Genomic DNA, 21,369 nt, shown 5'->3' on the forward strand with positions numbered 1-21,369 from the left:
TCCATCTCCTATTTTTTCTTAACAATTTTAAGATATAAATAGTACAAAGCACCTGTAGCTATTACACCAAATACATAAGCATTATTGAATATCCATGTTATTGATTCAATATATTTACCAGCAAATATTAATGCTGTCATTATAATGAATAATACTATTACAGGGATGTTCCACCCATTGCTATAAAAATACTTACCTTCATTCGTCTTATAAACATCAACCATATCTATTTCAGTCTTATATTCAAATAGATATGATACCAAATATATACCTGATATAGGACCAATAAGTGCACCTAATAACTGAGTTACATTGAAAATAAGATTATAAGCACTTGACAAACTATCCCAAGGCCTTGCTAATAAAGCCAATAAAGCAACTAATATAGTAACAACTTTATATGGTATTTTATTTTTAGTTAAAGTCGCTGCGATATTCACTGGTGGAATTAAATTTCCAGCAACATTAGTAGTTAAAACAGCCAAAATTATAAAAATAGAGAATATAATTCTTATAAATATACTAGGAAAATTTCCTACTAATACGGCAGGTTCCCAAATTTCTTTACCAAAAGCTAGTAATCCACCAGCTGTCCCACACATTCCTACAAAAGAAATATAAAATGTCATTAAAGGAGCTGAAATAATTTGCCCAACACTTTGTGCTTTTTGGTTTACACAATTCCTTGTAAAGTCTGGCATTGATAATGCAATTCCTCCGTCAAAAGCTATCATAGCTGAAAGAGCCGGCCAAAAAAGTTTCCAAAAGCTAATACCTGGTTTTGCTTGAAGTATTTTTGCTCCAAATAATGTTTTAAAGCTCCAGTCAGCGGTATAAAGTCCCCAGATAATAACTATTAGGCTTAGAACAATTAATATAGGTGCTGACACGCCTTCTAGTATTTTAACTGCCTTGCTACCTGAAGCAGCAATATATACGTTCATAATCCAAAAAATTATAAATGAAATAAAGTGAGCTTTAAATCCCATTTCTAACCAACTTGGAAAAATAGCGCCAATTATCGTATATATAGCTTGACCTCCGATCCATGCTTGAACACCAAACCAAAATACCCCAAGAATAGCCCTAATAAATGATGGAAAAATTGTACCTTTTTTACCAAATACAATTTTGCTAAGCATCGGATATGCCATACCATATTTTGTACCAAAATGACCCAAAACTATAGCTACTCCCATAACTATGGTATGTCCTAATACAACAGTTAGTAAAGCCTGTCCCCAAGACATTCCTGACACCAACAAGCCACTTGCTACTTGATACACGGCTATAGAAACAATCATTCCAATCCATAAATTCGATATATCCTTAGTGTGCCAATTTCTGTCTGTAGACTTTATAGGTGAGCTTATTTCATTATAATCATTTTCATGATTATTTATCTCTTTTATCCCTAATTCGGTTAAATCATATATGTCGCCATTTAAAACTTGATTTTTTTGTTTTTCCAAAACTTACCTCCTTTTCAAATTTCAAATTTGAATAAGATAACAACTTTCTAATTTAATATTAAACGTTTTCTTAATAAACACTTTGCAAATTCGAAGCAATTCAAAATACTACAGTTCCTTTTATAAATATTATATTATTAATTTTATGTATATTTATCATTTAGCAAAAGATTTTTAAAAGTTAATCGCTTTTCATAAACTTGAAAGTTTTATCTTATTATTAACCGATATAAATTTATATCAAGAAAGGACTAAGCCTTTCTTGATATGATTTTAATTTATTTTGTATATTCTAGTGGTAAAACTGCGTATGTTGCTGCACAAGTTACTAAGTCTTGTTTGAATGTAACTTCGTTTGGTGCGTGAGCTTGATCTTCTGCTCCTGGTCCAAATCCTATTACTGGAATATTGTGTCTTCCCATTATAGCAACACCGTTTGTTGAGAATGTCCATTTATCTGTTAATGGTAAATCTTTTCTCTTTTCAATTTCTTTTTCTACATTTGGAGCTATTCTCTTATCTCCATAAAGACCTTTGTATGCTCTTTCTAATGCTTTTGTTACTTCGTGATCTTTAGGAATTACCCATGTTGGGAAATAGCATTCTTGTTTTTTGCTTACGCCAGTCCATGATGGTCTTTCGTAATCATACATTGTAACTTTTGCACCGAATTTTTTAGCTGATGGTAAATCTTCAATTTCTTTTATGCAAGACTCCCATGTTTCTCCAGCTGTCATTCTTCTATCAAGTGAAATTGCACAAGAATCTGCAACTGCACATCTTGATGGAGAAGTATAGAAAATTTGGCTTGTTGTAACTGTTCCACGTCCTAAGAAGTTTGCTTCTTTGTATTCAGGATTGTATTTTTCGTCAAGCATTTTTACAAGACCTTTTATTTCTACTGAATCGTCTGCTGGATTTTCGTTTAATTGTTCGATTTCGTTAAGGATTTTTGCCATTTTATAAATTGCGTTGTCTCCTCTTTCTGGAGCTGAACCGTGGCAAGAAACTCCTTTAACTTCTACACGGATTTCCATTCTTCCTCTTTGTCCTCTGTAGATTCCACCGTCTGTTGGTTCTGTTGAAACTACAAATTCTGGTTTGATTCCTTCTTCTTCAATCATATATAACCAGCAGTTTCCATCACAGTCTTCTTCTTGAACTGTTCCTGTAACTAAAACTCTATATTTATCATTTAAGAATCCTAAATCTTTCATGATTTTTGCGCCGTAAACTGCAGATACGATTCCACCTAATTGGTCTGAGCCACCACGGCCACCAATTAAATTTTCATCTTCAAATCCTTCGTATGGATCAAATTCCCAGTTATCAATGTTTCCAATTCCTACTGTATCAATGTGACCATCAAATGCGATTTGTTTTTCGCCTTTACCCATTTCGCCAAGTACATTTCCTTGACCATCAATCCAAGCTTTATCAAAGCCTAGTTTTTCCATTTCTTCTTTTATTCTTTTTGATTTATCGCCTTCTTCGCAAGATTCACCATGTTTTAAAATTAAATCTCTCAAGAAAGCATTCATATCTTCTGAATAATTTTGAGCAGTTTCTTTTACTAAATCATAATTAATTTCTGTCATTTAAATCTCCTTTTTAATTTTAAAATTCTTATTTATTTTCGTCTTCTTTGTCAACTAATCTTTCTTTGTTAGCTTCAATTAATTTTTCAATTGTAGCTTTAGGATCTTTAACTTTTTGTAAGAATATCATTGCAGCAATTATATATGGTTTAAAGCTTGCTTCTTTGTAAAGTGGATCTCTATATCTATCAAATACAGATTCATCAACTTCTCCATCTTCACATGAAAGTCCTGTTATATCTGCTGGAAGACAGTGCATGTATAAAGCTTTACCATCTTTTGTAAGTTTCATCATTTCTTCTGTACAAGCCCAGTCCATGTGTTCTTTGTTTTGTTCAAGAAGTCTTTGTTCAAGTTCATCAATTCCTTTTTGATCTCCTTTTGCATAAAGATCTGTTCTTTCTTCCATAGCTGCAAATGGAGCCCAAGATTTTGGATAAACTATATCAGCATCTTTGAAAGCTTCTTCCATTGAATTTGTTTTTGTAAAGCTTCCACCGTATTTTTTAGCATTTTCTTCTGCAATTTCTTCAACTTCTGGCATTATTTCGTATCCTTCTGGATGAGCTAAAACTACATCCATTCCAAATCTTGTAAATAAACCTGAAATTCCTTGAGGAACTGAAAGTGGTTTACCATAAGATGGAGAATAAGCCCAAGTCATAGCAACTTTTTTACCTTTAAGATTTTCAATTCCACCAAATTCGTGAATAACGTGAAGTAAATCTGCCATAGCTTGAGTTGGATGGTCAATATCGCATTGAAGATTTACAAGGTGTGGTCTTTGTTCAAGAACGCCGTGATCATATCCTTCTTGTACATATTCAGCAAAGTCTTTCATATATTTGTAGCCTTTGCCTATATACATATCATCTCTTATTCCAACTGTATCAGCCATAAATGAAATCATGTTAGCTGTTTCTTTTACAGTTTCACCGTGAGCTTGTTGTGATTTTCCTTCGTCTAAGTCTTGAACTTCAAGTCCTAGCATATTTGCAGCTGATGCGTATGAAAATCTTGTTCTTGTTGAATTATCTCTAAATAATGAAATAGCAAGTCCTGAGTCAAAGATTTTTGGAGAAATATTTTTTTCTCTCATTGCTCTTAATGTATCAGCAACTGTAAAAATTGCTTCAAGTTCATCTTGTGATTTATCCCATGTGTGGAAAAAGTCATCGTGGTATAAGTTTTCAAAATCTAAGCCTTCTAATTTTTCTAATAATTTGTTAATATCTTGTGTCATTAATTTTTTCTCCTATCTAATTATTTTTTTATATTCAAATTTTTCATCGTTTGTATAATATCCATCCCAAACTACTTTTCTGTAGTGTTCGAAGTCGGTATCTCCTTCTGTTGAGATAAATAAAATTACTGAATTTTCATCTAATTTTAATTTTTCTTTTATATCTTTTAAATCTTCTCTTTGTAAAATTTCACTAACAGCTCCAACAGTTGCTGCTCCAGATTCTCCAGATATAACTCTCTCATCTTCTCCAATTGGATTTCCCAAAATTCTCATTCCTCTTGCAGCTGAACTATCTGGAACTGATAAAAATGCGTCAACGTAAGATTTTAAAATTGGGTATCCAACAGTAACTGGTTCTCCACAAGCAAGTCCTGCCATGATTGTATTCATTTCACCTTCAACGTTGTGGATTTTGCCGTCATTTATTTTTGCTGTTAGGTAGTTACAATTTGCCTTTTCTGGCTCGATTAGTCCTATAAAAGGTTTCTCACTTCCCTTATATTCGTCTGAGAAAAATCCTGTTACTCCAGTTGCAAAAGAGCCTACTCCTGCTTGTAAGAATATGTGAGTTGGTTTTTTGCCTGCTTCTTTTAATTGATCAGATGCTTCTTTTGCAAGAGTTGAATATCCTTGAATAATCCATGTAGGAATTTCTTCATATCCTTCCCAAGCTGTATCTTGAACCATAATATATCCTTTTTCTTCAGCATATTTATTGGCAAGTCTTACGCAAGCATCGTAGTTAAGTCCATCCATAATGTCACATTTAGCGCCAGTTTTTCTGATATTATCTCTTCTTTCAAGAGCTGATCCGTCAGGCATCAATACCACGCAATCTTGTTCTAATTGTTGGCTTGTCCAAGCAACTCCTCTACCATGATTTCCATCAGTTGCTGTAATAAAAGTTACCTTGCCTAATTTTTCTTTGATTTCAGGAGAAATCAATTTCTCATAAGGCAGATCCTCTAAATCCATATCAAGTTTTTGAGCTATGTATTTTGCCATAGCATAAGATCCTCCCAAAACTTTAAAAGCATTGAGACCAAATCTTAATGACTCGTCTTTGACAAATATATCCTCCACACCAAATAAATCCGCAAGATTGTTTAATCTTTTTAATGGTGTTACAGAATATTGGGGAAAGCTCGCATGAAATTTTTGAGCTTTTGAAGATTCTTCTTCATTAATAAAACTTAAATCAGCTAAATCTTCCAAATTTCTTTCATTTAAAACTATATTAAAACTCTCTTTCAATCTTTTCTCCTTTCTAGAACTTCTTCTGGTATTATAGTAACATATCACACATCAAAAAGCAAGACTTTTTAAAAATGTTTTCAAAAATTTTTTTAATTTTTTATTTTTTAATATTTTTCTATTTTAAATTTTTATTTTCCTGTGAAATTTTTTTTAAAAATTTCTATTTAAATTTTTTCTTTCATTAAATTTTTCGTATAGTATAATTTAAATAGAGTATTTGAAATTCAATAATTTATAGAAAGAAGGAAGATATGTCTAATATAGAACTAGAAGTTTGTGGAGGTTGCAATGCAAAAATCCCCCAAGAAAGTCTAGGCGAAACTTTATCTTCTATTAAAAATTTTAAAAGAGATGATGTTTTGATTGGATACGATACCATGGACGATTGTGCTCTTGTAAGAGTTGATAAAAATAATGGAATTGTATCTACCCTAGATTTTTTCCCGCCGATGGTTTCCGATCCATATATCTTTGGACAAATTGCTGCGGCAAATGCCCTATCAGATATTTATGCTATGGGAGCCGAACCAATTTGTGGGCTAAATATTGTTTTGTTTCCTGAAGATGAAAATATAAATATTTTGAAAAAAATTCTCCAAGGAGGTGCAAGCAAGGTTATAGAAGCTGGTGCATCTCTTGTAGGCGGTCATTCAATTCATGATCCAAAAATAAAATACGGACTTTCTGTAACGGGAAAAGTCGATATTGATAAAGTTTGGAAAAATAATACGCCAAATGAAAAAGATATTTTGATTTTAACCAAACCTTTGGGAGTGACCTTGGTTACAAATGCCTATGGGATTAATATTCTTGGACAAAAAGAGATGGATAAGGCCATTTCTTCTATGATATTTTTAAACAAATATGCCAAGGAGATTTTGGAAAAATATAGGATAAGCTCAGCTACTGATGTTACTGGTTTTTCTTTTATGGGTCACTTATCAGAAATGCTTGGCGATAAATATTCTGCCATAATTGATTCTAAAAATATTCCAATCCTTGATGGAGCAAAAAAAGCTGCAAGCGAATTTGTTTTTACCAAGGGAGGACAAAGAAATAGGATGCACATGGAAAATATGGTGGAATTTCTGGTTGACGACTTTGCTCTTGAGGAAGTTTTATACGATCCTCAAACATCTGGAGGACTTTTGGTAAGTATTCATAAGGATGATGCAAAAGATGCCTTGGAAGAATTAAGAAAAAATAATATAAATGCAAAAATTGTAGGTCAAATAAGTAAAAAATATGATAAATCAATATTTATCGAATAAAAATAAAGGAGTATGAAAATGAAAGAAATTGATGCTAGAGGAATCGAATGTCCAATGCCTGTAATTATGGCAAAAAGAGAAATTAAAAATGGAGAAGAAAATTTTTATGTACTTGTAAATGAGGACATAGCTGTAGAAAATTTGAAAAAACTTGCAAAAGAAACAGGATTTGATGTTGAAATCGAAGAAAAAGAAGATGGAGTTTTCAAATTAACTTTTAATAAAAATGAAGAAAAAACAGAGAAAGATGATAAGGAAGAAAGCCTATCTTCTTCTTATGTTGTAGTTTTTGATTCTGATAAAATCGGAGATGGAGATGAAGATTTTTCAAAATCTTTATTGGAAAGTTTCTTAGTTTCAATAACTGAGGCAGACGTTCTTCCAAAATTTGTAATTTGCTACAACAAGGGAGTATTTTTGACAACTCAAAGAGAAAATACCATAGAAGATTTGAAAAAGCTTGCTGATAATGGGGTTGAAATAATCTCTTGCGGTCTTTGCCTTGACCACTATGGAGTAAAGGAAAAATTAAAAGTTGGAAGAATTTCAAATATGTATGAAATTTCTTCATTAATGAGAACCCATCACACCATTAGACCATAATGGAATATGTAATTTATACTTTCAAATCGTCAAATTTAGCCTATCTTGCCCTAAGCAAAGTCGAAAACGAAAATATTAGGGCAAGGCTAGTCCCTCTTTTGCCAGAAATTGATGCAGGTTGCGGACTTTGTCTTAGGTATGAAAAAAATTTTGATGAGAAAGTAAAAGAAATTTTTTCAAAATATAAGCTGGATTTTGAAGAAAAATACCTGCTTATTTACAAAGAAAATGACAGAAAGCCAGAGGTTAAAGCTTATGATTTATCTTGATAATGCTGCAACTACAATCGACAAGGACGAATCAGTCGCAAGGGCAGTTTATAATGCAATAAATTCAAAATCTTTTGGCAATCCCTCAAGAGGAGCCTACAAGGTTAGCCTTGATGCCCTAAATTTATTGATGCAAACCAGAAAAGAAGTTGGGGCTTATTTCGGTATGGACAATCCCTTAAATGTGGTTTTGTGTCCAAACATAACTTTCGCCCTAAATTTTGTGATAAAATCACTTTTTACAAAAGGCGACCACGTCATAACAAGCCTTGCAGAACACAACTCCGTCCTAAGACCCCTTTATGATTTGGCAAAAAACGGAACAGAGCTTTCTTTTATCGATATAAAAGATGATTTTAGCCTTGATCTTGAAAAAATTGAAAGTTTAGTCAAAAAAAATACAAAAGCCCTAGTAATTACAGGAGCATCAAACGTATCAGGAGTTTTGACAGACCTTGATAAGGCAAATGAAATTTGCAAAAAATATGATTTGAAATTAATAATAGATGGAGCCCAAGTTGCAGGATATGTGCCTTTTGATATAAAAAAATATCCCGAATCAATATTTTTATTTACAGGCCACAAGGGACTTCACGCTCCCCAAGGAACGGGTGGATTTATTGTAAATGGAGATTTTGATTTCAAACAAGTTTTTGCTGGTGGGTCAGGTTTTGATTCATTTTCAAAAACCCAACCACACGTCTTGCCAGATTTATTTGAGCCAGGGACTGCAAATGTTCATTCCTTTGCAGGACTAAAAGCCGCCATAGAATTTTTGACAGAAAATTCTCAAAAAGATATAAATGAGCTTACAAAAATTTTGTATAATGGCCTTAAAGAAATTGATGGAATTAAATTTTATTCAAATATAAATTTAAAACACGTTCCAATAATTTCATTTAACATAAAAGATATTCCAGCAAATTATATAGCAATGAAGATATGGGATGATTACGAAATTTGCGTAAGAGCAGGCAGCCACTGTGCCCCACTTTTTCACGAAAAAATGGGAACAAAAAAACAAGGCATAGTAAGAATGAGCCTGTCATTTTATAACACAAAAGAAGAAATAGAAAAAACAATAGAGGCTGTGAGAAATATAGCAAATGAAAAAAGCTAGGGGAATCCTAGCTTTTATTTTAAAAAAATTATATTTTCTTCATCAAAAGTGAAATAAAGCTCTTTTTCGTTTTTCAAATTTTCCCATTTTTCTTTTTCTATAAAAACGGTAATTTGTCCTTTGCCTTCTTTTTTTCTTATTAGTAGGCAAGTGTTGAAAGTTTGGTCGATTTCTTTTATTATTTCCATTTGGAAAGAATTTTTTTCTTTTTTATTTTTGGAAATTTCTACATCATGACCTCTTATGCCTATAAATTTTTCATTGTGATTTTTTTCTAAATCTAAATCAAGGTTCCAAGCCTCAGCCTTATAAATATTTTCTCCAATTTTTTCAACTTTTGAGAAATTTTTGCAACCTGATAGCTCTGCTGCTGCCATGGTTTCTGGATTATGAAAAAGCTCCTTGGTTGGTTTTTTTGCTTCTGATTTTCCTTTTGTCATTATTACAATGTCATCGCACATTCTGTATATTTCATCTCTATCGTGGGAGACAAAAAGGGTTGGTATTTTATATTCTTCTATAATTTTTCTAACTTCAAGCTCAATTGACCATCTCAAGTATCCATCGATTGCTGAATATGGCTCGTCTAACAAAAGAATTTCTGGCTCGTTTACCAAAATTCTTGCAAGGGCTGCTCTTTGTTTTTCGCCACCAGAAATCATTTCTGGCATAGAATTTTTTATGTGCCCAATATGAAGTTCTTCAAGTTTTTTATTTATTATTTTTTCAGAATTTATATTTTTTTCCCTAAGCCCAGTTTTTATATTTTCATAAACTGTCATGTTTGGAAAAAGTGCGTAATCTTGAAATAGATAGGCAACTTTTCTGTCTTTTGTTGGTATATTTATTTTTTTATCTTTATCAAAAAGGATTCTATCATTTAAAACTATTCTTCCATAATCCGGTTTTATAATTCCCGCTATTGCTTTTAGGGTTAAGCTTTTGCCAGAGCCTGATGCTCCCAAAATTCCCAAAATTCCTTCTTCATTTGTAAATTTTGCATCAAGTTTAAAATTTGTAAATTCTTTTTTTATTTCAACATCAAGCATAATTTTTTTCCTTTGGATTTGTATCTTCTAAGAAATTTATGGCAACAAGAACAACAAATGAAATCAAAACATTTATCATAACCCACTTATAAGCAACAGTATCTTGACCGATTCTCCAAAATTGATAAACAGTTGTTGAAATGGTTGCGGTTTTTCCTGGAGTGTAGCCGCTTACCATGGATGTTGCTCCATATTCTCCAAGGGCTCTAGCAAATGATAAAACTAAACCTGCCATAACGCCTTTTTTGCAATTTGGCATCAAAACTTTCCAAAAAATCCATGTATTTGACTTGCCCAAAGTTTGAGCAGCGTATGATAAATTTTGGTTATAAGCTTCAAAAGCTCCTCTAGTTGTTCTATACATCAAAGGAAATGTTACTATAACTGTTGCAAAAATTGCTGAATACCAATTCATTATAAGAGGAAATTTAAAATATTCTACTGCGATTTTTCCTAGGGGCGAATTTGGTCCTAGAATTTTTATTAGAAAAAATCCTACAACAGTAGGAGGCAATACCAAGGGTAAGGTTAATACCACATCTATTGCCCCCTTTACTTTTGCAGGTAATTTTTTTATATAGTAAGCAGCAAATATACCAAGAAAAAATATTATTACCGATGATATACTTGCAATCCTTATTGAATTATATAAAGGATATAAGTCCATATCTATTTATTTAATGCCTTTATTTAATGGCTTAAATCCATATTTATCTAAAATTTCTGATGCTTTTTCGCCTTTTAAAAATTCTAGATATTTTTTGCCTTCTTCTGGATTTTTTGAATTTTTAAGTAAAGCTGCTGGATAAATTACTTTATTTTCTAGCATTGAATCATCAGCTACTGCTACTGTTTCAAGTCCTGCTGTTTTTGCGTCAGTTTTATAAACTATTCCACAATCAGCTGCTTTTTCACTTACCCATGATGTAACTTCTTTTACGTTTGAACCAAGTGTAACTTTATCTTGAATCTTATCCCAAATTCCTAAATTTTTAAGAATTTCTTCTGAATATTGTCCAACTGGAACGTCAGCATTTCCTAGAGCGATTTTTTCTACTTCATCTTTTTCAAGATCTTTAAAATCTTTTATTCCTTTTTCATTTCCCTCTGCTACTGCAAGAGTTACTTCATTTTCAAGTAAATCAAATCTTGTTTCTTTGTCAATTTTTTCTTCTTTATCAAGTTCATCCATTTGTTTTTGAGCTGCTGAAACAAATACATCACAGTCTGCTCCCTCATCAATTTGAGTTTTTAATGTTCCTGATGAATCAAAGTTAAAGGTCAAACTAAGATTTGGATTTTCTTTTTCAAATTCTGTTTTTAATTCTTCTAAGGCTTCTGTCATTGAAGCTGCTGCGAATACTACAAGGTCTTTTTTCTCCATTTTGCCAGCATTTTCATTTGATTTTTCTACGCTTGCATTTGAATTTGACATAGCTTCATTTGAATTGTTGTCATTTTTTTTGTTGTTAGCACAACCTGCTGTTCCGATTAATAATGCTCCTGCTAGAGCTGTCATTGCGATTTTTTTAATATTCATTTTCTTCTCCTAAAATTTTAATTTCATCACCTGTTTTTATTACGCCTTCTTTAATTACTTTTGCAAATATTCCCTCATAAGGCATAATACATTTTCCTACACTTTGTTTTATGGCGCAGCCCTTGTGACATTCTTTTCCAATTTGACTAACTTCCAAAATACAATCGCCAATTTTCAATTTTTTTCCTATTGGAAGCTCATGCAAAATTATTCCTTGGGTTGTAATATTTTCTGCAAAATCCCCAAAAGCAAATTTGCGATTTTCATTTTCCATTTTTCTAATTGATTCTACTGCCAAAAGGCTTACTTGCCTGTGCCACTTTCCTGCGTGGGCATCATTTTCTAGCCCAAAATCTTTTTTAAATAAACCCTGACCTATCTGTTCTTTTCTCACACCCTTTGTCTTTGAAATATTTATTGATAAAACTTTTGCGTTAATTGTGTCCACTATTATCCCCTTCTAATATATCTAAGCCATGACTTAAAAAAGGCAAAATTCCTTCTATACTTTCTATAACAGCCTTGGGAGATCCTGGTAGGTTTATAATTAAAGAATTATTTTTTATTCCAGAAACTGCCCTTGATAAGGCCCACATATAAGTTTTCTCTTTTGAAATCAACCTTATTGCCTCGCTTATGCCTGGCGTTTGTTTTTCTATTACTTTTAAACTTGCCTCTGGTGTGTTATCTCTTTTTGAAAGCCCAGTCCCACCAGATGTTAAAATTAATTGGATATTTTCATCAACTAATTTATTTAATTCTTTTTCAATATTTTCCAAATCATCGTTAATTATAGACTTATAAACCATCTTATAATTTTCTGGCATTATTTTTTGACAAGCGTCAATGCAGCCGTCTTTATTTTCGCCAGTAGATCTGGTATCAGAAATTACCACAAAGGCGTAATTATAAATTTTTTCTTTCATAAAGACCAGATTTTCCTCCTGATTTTTTTACTAAATATATATCTTTTATGGTCATAGACTTATCAAGAGCCTTGCACATATCATAAACTGTCAAAAGACCAGCTGAAACTCCAGTCAAAGCTTCCATTTCAACGCCGGTTTTTCCTTGGCACTTAACTTTCACCTCACAAAATAATAAATTTCCCTCAAAATTAAAATCTACATTTATTCCATTTAATAAAAGTGGATGAGCCATGGGAATTATTGAAGATGTATTTTTTACAGCTTGAATTGCTGCAACTTGAGCAATGGCAAGGACGTCTCCCTTTTTTATTTTTTCATTTTTTATAGCTTCTATCGTTTCATTTTTTAATTCAATTGAACCTTTGGCTATGGCTTCTCTTTGGCTAATTTCTTTTTGAGAAACATCAACCATTTGCCCCCTGCCATTTTTGTCTAAATGTGTAAACATTTATCCTCCTATCCTATACATGGATTCTTTTATAACTTCTTTTTCCAAATGATGTCTTTGAGGCTTTTTCATAAGAGCCTCATCAATTAATTTTTCTATATTTTCATTTGCTCTTATCGCTTTTTTTAAATCAATTTCTAAATCCGAATGAAGACAAGGTCTAATTTTGCCATCAGCTGTAAGTCTTAATCTGTTGCAAGTAGAGCAAAATTTATGACTTAATGGCTCAATAATCCCAAGTGTATAATCAAAATCTTGGACTTTGTAAAGACTTGTTGGCGAATTTTTGTCGGGATTTTTTATTGGAATTAAATTTAATTTTTTTATAATTTCATCGCTTGAAATAAATTTATCTTTTGAAAATTCTGCCGTACCACCTATTGGCATTAGCTCAATAAATCTAAGCTCTATGTCATTTTCTTTGGCGAATTTTATAAAATCATAAATTTCTCCATCATTAAATCCCTTTATCAAAACGCAATTAATTTTTATTTTATAGGCAAAATTTTTAGCATAAGAAATTGCATCAAGGACTTTTTTTAAATCGCCACCTTGACTCATCATCTTATATTTTTTCTCATCAAGGCTATCAAGAGAAATATTTAATCTTTTTAGTCCATTTTCCCACAAAATTTTTGCCTTTTCTTTTAAAAAATATCCGTTTGTAGTCATTGCCAAATCTTTTAGTCCATCAATTTCTGCAAGCATTTTCACTAAACTTTCTACATTTTTCCTAACCAAAGGCTCGCCACCTGTAAGTCTTATTTTTTTGATTCCTTTTTTTACAAAAATTTTGCTTATTTCATTAATCTCTTCTAGAGTCAACATATCTTCATGATTTTTTTTGCAAGAAAGACCATCTGGCATACAATATTTGCACCTATAATTACAACGGTCTGTAAGAGAAATTCTCAAATAATCTATTTTTCTTTCATACTTATCAAGCATATAATCAACTACTTTCTATATTTTTATAATATCCTAGCTTAAAACCAAATAAACAATATTCTTAAAATTTTAAAAAAAAATTGAACTTGGAAAGAAAGTAAATCTTCTAAATCTCATTAAATAACTAAAGTGAAAATTAAAAGATTTGCCCTCTTACACCAAGTTCACTATTAGCTTAAAGCATTTCTATAAAAGCTGCAATTCTTGTATTTATTTGTCCAATATCTGTTTTTGAAAAATCAGTTTCCAAAGATAGGTATGGGATATTTTTTTCTTCTGTTACAAATTTTCTAATTGATGTAGTTTCTATTGCATAAGTGTGACAAGCTTGAAGCTCTACATCCAAAACTGCATCGACTTTATATTTGTCGATTAACCTATCCAATAAATCAAATCTGTTTTTATTTGGGCTCATCACTGAACAACCAATATCTATGTATCTTTTTGCAATTGCCTTTATTGGATCGTCTGTATTTTCTTCTACAAGTCTATCATAATTTTTTTCGCCTGTACAGTTTTCGTAACTTACAACAACTGCCCCATTATCTTCAACAGCTTGTATGACTTTTTCAGTTGCTCCACCGATTGGACAACCTGTAATTAAAATCCTTGGTTTTTTTGGGCGAGTTTTGTCATATTCTTTCATGATTTTTTCTGCCAAATTATTAAGCTCATCAGCAAGATTTTCCCTATCAAATTTAAAAGTTGAACCATACAAAACTTTAAAATAATCATATCCTGACATAGGAGTTGGATCATTTGCCATTGTGCCCGCAAGTTTTTTGAAGGCTTTTCTAATTTTATTTTCAAGCTTAATTTGATTTTCTAAATTTTCATCAGAAATTTCTACCCCAAAAGTATCTTCAATTTTTTCTTTTACTCTAATAACTTCTTTTTCCCAAAAATTAATGGCATCTTCTCCTTGGTTGTGAGGAAGATTCATCACATGGACTGGTTTAAATTCCCCCATAAGCTCATACATTTTTTGTTTTCCATCACAAGTAGTCTCCCCTATTACCAAATCTGAAAAATGAAAAAATGGACACTTGTCTGTGATTGCAAATCCATAAGATGATTTTATCAAAGGACAAAGATTGAGTGGCAAATCTTTTTCAGCTTCACTTATAGTTTCATCTGAAGTTGAACAAAGTGAAACTGTTCTTGCTCCCATAGCTTGGGCGATTTCTCTTGGAAAATATGTACAATACATCCCAACAACAGGCTTTCCACTATCTTTTATTTTTTTAACTTGCAAAAAAGAATTTTTTCTTTGCTCAGCAAATTCTTCAAAAACTTCAGGTAAATCTTTTACTAATTTCATTTTACCTCCTTTAAACAAAACAATTTTATGGCTTTATTTTTAAGTTCAAATTAAAAACAATTATATATCTAAAATTTTTAAAATTTTATATGATATATTTTCATCATTGAGGATTTTTTTTATTTTTTCAAAATTTTCATCTTCAAATCTAAACGCCAAACCGCAACCTGCTCCAAATTCTTCTGGTACTGGAATTAATTCTCCATTTATTTTTTTGTTTTTACAAAAATTTTCCATCAAAAGAGCATCGTTTGTCGTATCAAATCCTGCAACAAGTTTCATATCTCCTCCTCATATTTATAAGTAGAGTATAACATATCACTAAATCCTTTTCAATGAAACGTTTGTAGATATTTATATTTCTGTTATAATATTTTTGTATAGAATAATTTGATAAAAGAGGAATTTATGAGCGAGAATAATAAAAATAAAGTTAAAATAAAAAAAATAAGCAGGACTTTTGTAAAAGACGAAGCCTATAATTTGCTTGCACAAAGAATAATTAGCGGAGAACTTAAACCATGCGAAAGACTTAGAGTCCAAGAGCTTTCAGATGATTTGGGAATTTCTAGAACTCCAGTAAGAGAAGCTTTGTTGCAACTTGAAAGCGAGGGCTTAGTAATGACCAAAGCAAATCGTTGGACAATAGTTGCTCCTATAAATCCTTGTGAAGCAAAAGATATTTATCCAATTATCTATAGCTTGGAGGAGCTTGCTTTGATTGAAGCTTTCGACAAAATTGATGATAAATTTATTGAAAAAATTCAAGATATTAATGAAGATATAAGTTATTTTCATAGAAAAAAAGACCAATTAAAAACTATAAAAAAAGACAACGAATTTCACGATGCTTTCATTGAACTTTCTGGAAATGCTGAGATAAAACCTATTATTGATAAACTAAAAAGAAGAGTTGAAAGAATGGAAATTTATTTTTTTGAAACAGGCGATGAAAATTTCACAACTTATAAAGAACACATGAACATAATTAACGCCTTAAAAGAAAAAGATTTGGAAAAGGCTAGAAACTTTTTAGTTGAAAATTGGAAATCAACCATACATACTATAAATAAACTTTCCAAGGATTTGGAATTTGAAAATATAGAAGATCAAATAAAATAAATTAAAGGCTTTTGTGAAATATTAAAAATTTTACAAAAGCCTTTTTTTACTAAATTTTATATCAAAAATTCTTTTGGCAAATCATGGCTTGCAAAGTGTAAAATCGAAAGGCTAAAGCAATAAGCTCCAGCGTTTGAAACTTTCAATATATCGCCAATATTTGCTTTTTTTAATTCTATATCACTTGCTAACAAATCTAAACTTGTACACAAGTGTCCCCCAATATCTACAATTTCTTTTTGGGAATTTTCTCCAATAATTTCAAATTCACATTGATTTTTTCCTGTGTAAAGTGGCTCAAAAGCTTTTTTGCACTCATATCCCAAAGCTTGTTTTAGCATTTCTTTCATAGGTCCTTTAACAAAACCGTTCATAGCATTTTTTACAACAAGGTAGGTTTTCCCATTTGAATATTTTTTGTCGATTATTGGTGTATAATAAGTTCCTGAATCCATAACCAAAAATCTTCCGCTTTCTATCAAAAATTTTGCCCCAAGCTCATTTTTATTTTTTTCGTACAAATCTTTCATAGTTTTTGCCAAAATATCCAAATTCACATCATCTTCGTTTTTTTTGTCGTAGGCAACTCCTATTCCTGAGCCAAAATTTATAAATTTAATATCAGCATGTGAAAGTTTTGAAAATTTCACTGCCAAATCATAAGTATTTTTGTAATAATTTGAAAGAAGATTTGTGTCAAGAATTTGGCTTTGAACGTGAACGTGAAGACCTACAAGTTTTAAATTTTTGTAAGTCCAATCGAAAGAAAAAATTTTATCTTCATCAATTCCAAATTTACTTGAATGGGCTTTTTTATCTGTCATAGAATAATTCGGATTTACTCTTATGCCAATTTCTAAAATTTCTCCGTGATTTTTTGCAAGTTTTTCTAACAAATCAAGTTCGTGGAAAGAATCTGCAATAAAAATACACTTGTCCCAAGCTTTTTGTAAATCTTCCATAGTTTTTCCTGGAGCAGAATAATAAATTTGATTTTTTTCCATACCAGCCTTTATTGAAAGCAAAACTTCATTGCTTGATGCGGCATCAGAACCAATTCCATTTTCCTTTATAGTTTTTATTACTGGCATAAAGGGATTTGCCTTGATTGAATATAAAAATTCAATATTTTCAAATTTTTCTTGTAATTTTTGGCAAGATTTATCAATTATTTCTTTTTGATAAATATAACAAGGGGCGTTTTCTCTTACAAATTCATCAATATTTTTTGCTTGCATAATTTTCTCCTAATTTTATCTGAAAACCTTTCTTTGTAATTTAAATTTACTTCTTAAATCCATTATACAATAAATTAATTTATAAAAAAATCCTTGAAAACTTACTGACTAGTAAATTTTCAAGGAAAAATTAATCTGCTTGAGGTGATATTTTTAAATCTAAAAACAAATCGTTGTATAAAATTGTTGTTTCCTTGCCCAAATTTTTGAAAACTTCTAATTTTTCTATATCTTCATCGTCCGGATACAAGGTTTTATCATTTCTTGCTTCTTTGTCAATATATTTCATTGCCTTTTTGTTTGGAGTTGGATACCAAACATAATCTGCATTTTTTGCTGCAACTTTTGGTTTTAGCAAATAATTTATAAGAGCATAAGCTCCCTTTGTATTTTTTGAAGTTTTTGGAATAACCATGGTGTCAAACCAAATATTTGAACCTTCTTTTGGAATAGCATAAGAAAGATTTGGATTTATTTCTTTTGCCATTGAGGCTTCTCCAGAAAATGTAATTCCAACATCAGCCTCGCCTTGTGCCATATACATTCTAATTTCGTCAGCAAGAATTGCCTTTACATTTTTCATAAAACCAACCAAGTCATCCTTAGTTTCTCTTAAAATTTTTTCATCTTTTTCATTTAGACTTTTTCCATTTGCCAAAAGACCAATGCAAAGTGTTTCTCTTGCTCCATCAAAAGATAAAATTTCTCCTTCAAATTTTTTATCCCACAAATTTTTCCAAGAAGAAAAATCTTCTTTTTTGTATTTTTTATTGTTATAAATTATTCCAAAAGATCCCCAAAAATATGGAATCGAATATTGGTTGTTTGGATCAAAAGAAAGATTTAAAAATCTTTCGTCAATATTTTCAAGACCTTTTATTTTTTTGTGGTCCAATTTTTTCAAAAGATTTTTATCTCTCATCATCTCAACCGTATATTCTGACGGAAAGGCCAAATCGTAGGAAGTTTTTCCCTGCTCAACCTTTGCCATCATGGCTTCGTTTGAATCGAAAGTTTCATAAATTACATGATAGCCAGTTTCTTTTTCAAAATCTTTTATAATTTCAGGATCAATATAATCGCCCCAATTATAAAAATAAATATTTTTTGAATCCTGATCTTTTGCTTTTTCATTTAATTTTTTTTGTCCTACAAACAAAAGAAGGCAAAGAGTTAAAATTCCTATAAAAAATTTATAAACCTTATTCATCTTGTCCTCCTTTTTTCTTCTCTACTTTGTATGACATAATAGCCGATTGCAAGAATTAATGACAAAATAAAAATCAATGAAGAAAGCGCATTTATTTCCAAAGAAATTCCTGTTCTAACCCTTGAATAAATTTCTACAGAAAGAGTTGAAAATCCTGAGCCTGTCACAAAAAATGTAACTGCAAAATCATCCAAAGAATAAGTCAGTGCCATAAAAAAACCTGCAAATATTCCGCTTGCAATATTTGGAAGAATAATTTTATTTAAAATTGTAATATCATTTGCTCCCAAATCTTCAGCCGCTTTCATCATATCAGAATTTAGGGCATAAAGCCTTGGAAGAACCATCAAAACCACAATTGGAATTGAAAAGGCAATGTGAGCAAGCAAAACCGAAAAAAATCCCATAGGAATTTTTAATAAAAAAGAAAATAAAATCAAAAATGAAGCACCCATCATAACATCAGGCAAAACCATAAGGACCGAATTTAAACTTAAAACTTTCTTTTTTAATTTTTTATCTCTCATATAATAAATCGAAATTGCACCAAGCGTTCCAATAATTGTTGCAATCAAAGACGATAATAAGCCAATTATTAAAGTATTTATTACAATATTTATAAGCCTTTCGTCATTAAAAACTTTTTTGTAATAATCTAGGGTAAAGCTTTCAAAAACATTCATATTTCCCCCGCTATTAAATGAATAAAAAATCAGAAAAGCTAAGGGCAAATACATTATTATAAATACAAAAAATAAATACAAATTTCCAATTTTATTTTTTTTATTTTCCATCTTTGACCGCCTTTTTATTTAAAATAGAAATAACTGCAAACATCATAAAAATTAAAACAAGGCCAATGGTTGAACCCATGCCCCAATTTTGAGTAACCAAATAATGCTCTTCAACAGCTGTTCCCAAAGTTATAATTTTATTTCCTCCAATAATTCTTGTAATAAGAAAAAGTGAAAGCGAAGGAATAAAAACCGCCTGACTTGCAGCCATCACTCCATCCATAGAAAGAGGAAGGATTATTTTCCTAAAAGTTTGAAACTTACTTGCTCCCAAATCTTCGCTTGCGATTATATATTCATTTGGAATAGAATCTATTGCCCTAAAAATTGGAATTATCATAAAAGGAAGTTCGACGTAGGAAGCAACCAAAATAAAGGCAGGATTTGTAAACAAAAATCCCTCACTTGCAAGTCCCAAAAATCCCATAATACTTCCATTTTTATTAAAAAGTCCAATAAAGGCATAGGCTTTTAAAACCAAATTTATCCAAGTTGGAAGAATTACCAAAAGCAAAATAAAATCCTTGTGCTTGGCCTTTGACAAAAAATATGAAAAAGGATAGGCCCACAAAAGTGTGAAGGCTGTTATTAAAAAGGCAGTCAACAAAGAATTGAAAGTCATAATCATATAATTTTTATTTGAAAAGTAGGAAATATAATTATTTAAAGTGAAATTTCCATAAATATCAAAAAATGATTGGTAAATCAAAAGAAGAATTGGAGCAATAATAAAAATTAAAATCCAAATATAATAAATAGCTGATAATTTTTGGTATTTTTTAGCCATCATCTTCTCCAATCGCATATTTTTCAATTCTTTTATCAAAATCATCCTCACTTTCGTTATAACGCATAACGTGGATGTTGTCTGCATCAATTTTTATTCCAATATCGTCGCCTTCTTCAAAAGTTCTTGTCGTATGAATTTTCCACCTAAATTCGGAAGAATCAAAACAAATTAATTCATTAAAAACTCCCCTGTACAAAATATTGTCGATATTTACAACAATATCCGCATCATCAACTGACACAACATTTATATCTTCAGGCCTAATTACAACTTCAACCCTTTCATTTTTATTAATTCCAGCATCAGAGCATGCGAAAGTTTTATTTGCAAATTCAACCTTATAATCATCAACCATTCTTGCCTTTAAAATATTGCTTTCTCCAATAAATTGAGCAACATAGCGATTGATTGGCTCATCATAAATATCTTTTGGGCTTCCTTGTTGGACAATTTCTCCCTTATCCATTACAAAAATCCAATCACTCATAGCAAGCGCCTCTTCTTGATCGTGGGTTACAAAAACAAAAGTAATTCCAAGCTCCCATTGCAAATCACGAAGTAAAACTTGCATAGATTTTCTAAGTTTCATATCAAGAGCAGACAAAGGCTCATCAAGTAAAAGCACATCAGGTTTATTTACAAGAGCACGAGCTATGGCAACTCTTTGTCTTTGTCCTCCTGACATTTGAGAAATTTCTCTTTTCTCAAATCCTGACAAATTTACCATATCAAGAGCCTTTTTAACCTCTTTTTTTATAATTTTTTTGTCAGTTTTTTTAATTTCAAGACCAAAGGCAACATTATCAAAAACATTCATGTGAGGAAAAAGAGAATAATTTTGAAAAACTGTATTAACCTTTCTCTTACTTGCAGGAACATCCAAAACATTTTCGCCATTAATATAAATCTCTCCAGAATTTGCATCCAAAAATCCAGCAATAAGATTTAAAATTGTAGTTTTCCCACAACCAGAAGGCCCCAAAAGCGTATAAAATTTCCCCTTCTCAAGCTCCAAATCAACAGATTTTAAAATCATTTCATCATCAAAAGACTTAGAAACTTCCTTTAAAACCACAGAATATTTATCTAAATTTTCACACACAAGACCACCCCCATTAGTTTCTTTTAACAGTATAACATAAAA

General features: G+C 31.0%; 23 protein-coding genes. 5 read left to right on the forward strand and 18 right to left on the reverse strand.

Annotated features, from left to right (window positions below; translation table 11 throughout):
- Window positions 1-8: 8 nt before the first annotated feature.
- The 4 genes from HMPREF0078_RS06680 to dpaL form a co-directional block, all read right to left on the reverse strand.
- Entirely contained in the window at window positions 9-1,472 is a 1,464-nt protein-coding gene (locus tag HMPREF0078_RS06680) for an NCS1 family nucleobase:cation symporter-1 (RefSeq protein ID WP_004839383.1), read from the reverse strand.
- 278 nt (window positions 1,473-1,750) lie between these two features.
- A complete protein-coding gene (locus HMPREF0078_RS06685; RefSeq protein WP_004839384.1) occupies window positions 1,751-3,070 on the reverse strand; it encodes a YgeY family selenium metabolism-linked hydrolase in 1,320 nt (439 codons plus the stop codon).
- A 28-nt stretch (window positions 3,071-3,098) separates the two neighbouring features.
- Window positions 3,099-4,313, reverse strand: coding sequence for a knotted carbamoyltransferase YgeW (gene ygeW, locus HMPREF0078_RS06690; RefSeq protein WP_004839385.1), 1,215 nt, complete (start codon window positions 4,311-4,313; stop codon window positions 3,099-3,101).
- 12 nt (window positions 4,314-4,325) lie between these two features.
- Window positions 4,326-5,570 carry a diaminopropionate ammonia-lyase gene (gene dpaL, locus HMPREF0078_RS06695; RefSeq protein WP_004839386.1) on the reverse strand — a complete coding sequence of 415 codons (1,245 nt, stop codon included), beginning with the start codon at window positions 5,568-5,570 and terminating at the stop codon, window positions 4,326-4,328.
- Window positions 5,571-5,824: 254 nt separating this feature from the next.
- On the opposite strand from dpaL, the gene selD reads away from it, so the two are divergent.
- From selD to HMPREF0078_RS06715, 4 genes are read left to right on the forward strand one after another with little or no spacing between them, the layout of a single operon-like run.
- Entirely contained in the window at window positions 5,825-6,844 is a 1,020-nt protein-coding gene (gene selD / locus HMPREF0078_RS06700) for a selenide, water dikinase SelD (RefSeq protein WP_004839387.1), read from the forward strand.
- An 18-nt stretch (window positions 6,845-6,862) separates the two neighbouring features.
- Complete coding sequence (gene yedF, locus HMPREF0078_RS06705) at window positions 6,863-7,447, forward strand: sulfurtransferase-like selenium metabolism protein YedF (RefSeq protein ID WP_039920591.1); 585 nt, start codon at window positions 6,863-6,865, stop codon at window positions 7,445-7,447.
- The gene (locus HMPREF0078_RS06710; protein ID WP_004839389.1) at window positions 7,447-7,716 is read left to right on the forward strand and encodes a DUF3343 domain-containing protein; all 270 of its coding nucleotides are present in this window, start codon (window positions 7,447-7,449) and stop codon (window positions 7,714-7,716) included. The genes yedF and HMPREF0078_RS06710 overlap by 1 nt, the downstream gene beginning before the upstream one ends.
- Complete coding sequence (locus tag HMPREF0078_RS06715; RefSeq protein WP_004839390.1) at window positions 7,703-8,836, forward strand: aminotransferase class V-fold PLP-dependent enzyme; 1,134 nt, start codon at window positions 7,703-7,705, stop codon at window positions 8,834-8,836. Before HMPREF0078_RS06710 ends, HMPREF0078_RS06715 begins: the two co-directional genes overlap by 14 nt.
- Window positions 8,837-8,850: 14 nt before the next feature.
- On the opposite strand, the gene HMPREF0078_RS06720 is transcribed toward HMPREF0078_RS06715, so the two are convergent.
- The 9 genes from HMPREF0078_RS06720 to HMPREF0078_RS06760 form a co-directional block, all read right to left on the reverse strand.
- Window positions 8,851-9,885: a sulfate/molybdate ABC transporter ATP-binding protein gene (locus tag HMPREF0078_RS06720; RefSeq protein WP_004839391.1), complete on the reverse strand. Its 1,035-nt coding sequence runs from the start codon at window positions 9,883-9,885 to the stop codon at window positions 8,851-8,853.
- Complete coding sequence (gene modB / locus HMPREF0078_RS06725; protein WP_004839392.1) at window positions 9,878-10,552, reverse strand: molybdate ABC transporter permease subunit; 675 nt, start codon at window positions 10,550-10,552, stop codon at window positions 9,878-9,880. Before modB ends, HMPREF0078_RS06720 begins: the two co-directional genes overlap by 8 nt.
- 6 nt (window positions 10,553-10,558) lie before the next feature.
- Complete coding sequence (gene modA, locus HMPREF0078_RS06730) at window positions 10,559-11,425, reverse strand: molybdate ABC transporter substrate-binding protein (protein WP_004839393.1); 867 nt, start codon at window positions 11,423-11,425, stop codon at window positions 10,559-10,561.
- Window positions 11,415-11,873, reverse strand: a complete 459-nt coding sequence (locus tag HMPREF0078_RS06735) for an MOSC domain-containing protein (RefSeq protein ID WP_004839394.1) — start codon at window positions 11,871-11,873, stop codon at window positions 11,415-11,417. Before HMPREF0078_RS06735 ends, modA begins: the two co-directional genes overlap by 11 nt.
- A complete protein-coding gene (locus tag HMPREF0078_RS06740; RefSeq protein WP_004839395.1) occupies window positions 11,860-12,351 on the reverse strand; it encodes a MogA/MoaB family molybdenum cofactor biosynthesis protein in 492 nt (163 codons plus the stop codon). The genes HMPREF0078_RS06735 and HMPREF0078_RS06740 overlap by 14 nt, the downstream gene beginning before the upstream one ends.
- Window positions 12,332-12,802 carry a cyclic pyranopterin monophosphate synthase MoaC gene (gene moaC, locus HMPREF0078_RS06745; protein WP_004839396.1) on the reverse strand — a complete coding sequence of 157 codons (471 nt, stop codon included), beginning with the start codon at window positions 12,800-12,802 and terminating at the stop codon, window positions 12,332-12,334. The genes HMPREF0078_RS06740 and moaC overlap by 20 nt, the downstream gene beginning before the upstream one ends.
- Window positions 12,803-13,750, reverse strand: coding sequence for a GTP 3',8-cyclase MoaA (gene moaA / locus HMPREF0078_RS06750; RefSeq protein ID WP_081445746.1), 948 nt, complete (start codon window positions 13,748-13,750; stop codon window positions 12,803-12,805). It abuts the gene before it with no gap.
- Between the two features lie 175 nt (window positions 13,751-13,925).
- Window positions 13,926-15,071 carry a double-cubane-cluster-containing anaerobic reductase gene (locus HMPREF0078_RS06755; protein ID WP_039920593.1) on the reverse strand — a complete coding sequence of 382 codons (1,146 nt, stop codon included), beginning with the start codon at window positions 15,069-15,071 and terminating at the stop codon, window positions 13,926-13,928.
- 60 nt (window positions 15,072-15,131) lie between these two features.
- On the reverse strand, window positions 15,132-15,353 hold the full coding sequence (locus tag HMPREF0078_RS06760; RefSeq protein ID WP_004839399.1) for a DUF3343 domain-containing protein: 222 nt from the start codon (window positions 15,351-15,353) through the stop codon (window positions 15,132-15,134).
- A 126-nt stretch (window positions 15,354-15,479) separates the two neighbouring features.
- On the opposite strand from HMPREF0078_RS06760, the gene HMPREF0078_RS06765 reads away from it, so the two are divergent.
- Window positions 15,480-16,193 carry a GntR family transcriptional regulator gene (locus HMPREF0078_RS06765; RefSeq protein WP_004839400.1) on the forward strand — a complete coding sequence of 238 codons (714 nt, stop codon included), beginning with the start codon at window positions 15,480-15,482 and terminating at the stop codon, window positions 16,191-16,193.
- Between the two features lie 56 nt (window positions 16,194-16,249).
- On the opposite strand, the gene HMPREF0078_RS06770 is transcribed toward HMPREF0078_RS06765, so the two are convergent.
- From HMPREF0078_RS06770 to HMPREF0078_RS06790, 5 genes are all read right to left on the reverse strand, one after another.
- Window positions 16,250-17,431 carry a diaminopimelate decarboxylase family protein gene (locus HMPREF0078_RS06770; RefSeq protein WP_004839401.1) on the reverse strand — a complete coding sequence of 394 codons (1,182 nt, stop codon included), beginning with the start codon at window positions 17,429-17,431 and terminating at the stop codon, window positions 16,250-16,252.
- Window positions 17,432-17,561: 130 nt separating this feature from the next.
- Complete coding sequence (locus tag HMPREF0078_RS06775; protein ID WP_004839402.1) at window positions 17,562-18,641, reverse strand: ABC transporter substrate-binding protein; 1,080 nt, start codon at window positions 18,639-18,641, stop codon at window positions 17,562-17,564.
- Window positions 18,638-19,435 (reverse strand): ABC transporter permease, encoded by a 798-nt coding sequence (locus HMPREF0078_RS06780; RefSeq protein WP_004839403.1) that lies wholly within the window; start codon window positions 19,433-19,435, stop codon window positions 18,638-18,640. The genes HMPREF0078_RS06775 and HMPREF0078_RS06780 overlap by 4 nt, the downstream gene beginning before the upstream one ends.
- Window positions 19,425-20,222, reverse strand: a complete 798-nt coding sequence (locus HMPREF0078_RS06785) for an ABC transporter permease (RefSeq protein WP_039920594.1) — start codon at window positions 20,220-20,222, stop codon at window positions 19,425-19,427. The genes HMPREF0078_RS06780 and HMPREF0078_RS06785 overlap by 11 nt, the downstream gene beginning before the upstream one ends.
- Window positions 20,215-21,327, reverse strand: a complete 1,113-nt coding sequence (locus HMPREF0078_RS06790) for an ABC transporter ATP-binding protein (protein WP_004839405.1) — start codon at window positions 21,325-21,327, stop codon at window positions 20,215-20,217. The genes HMPREF0078_RS06785 and HMPREF0078_RS06790 overlap by 8 nt, the downstream gene beginning before the upstream one ends.
- Between the last annotated feature and the right edge of the window lie 42 nt (window positions 21,328-21,369).

This window comes from Anaerococcus vaginalis ATCC 51170, from assembly GCF_000163295.1.
Classification (GTDB): domain Bacteria; phylum Bacillota; class Clostridia; order Tissierellales; family Peptoniphilaceae; genus Anaerococcus; species Anaerococcus vaginalis.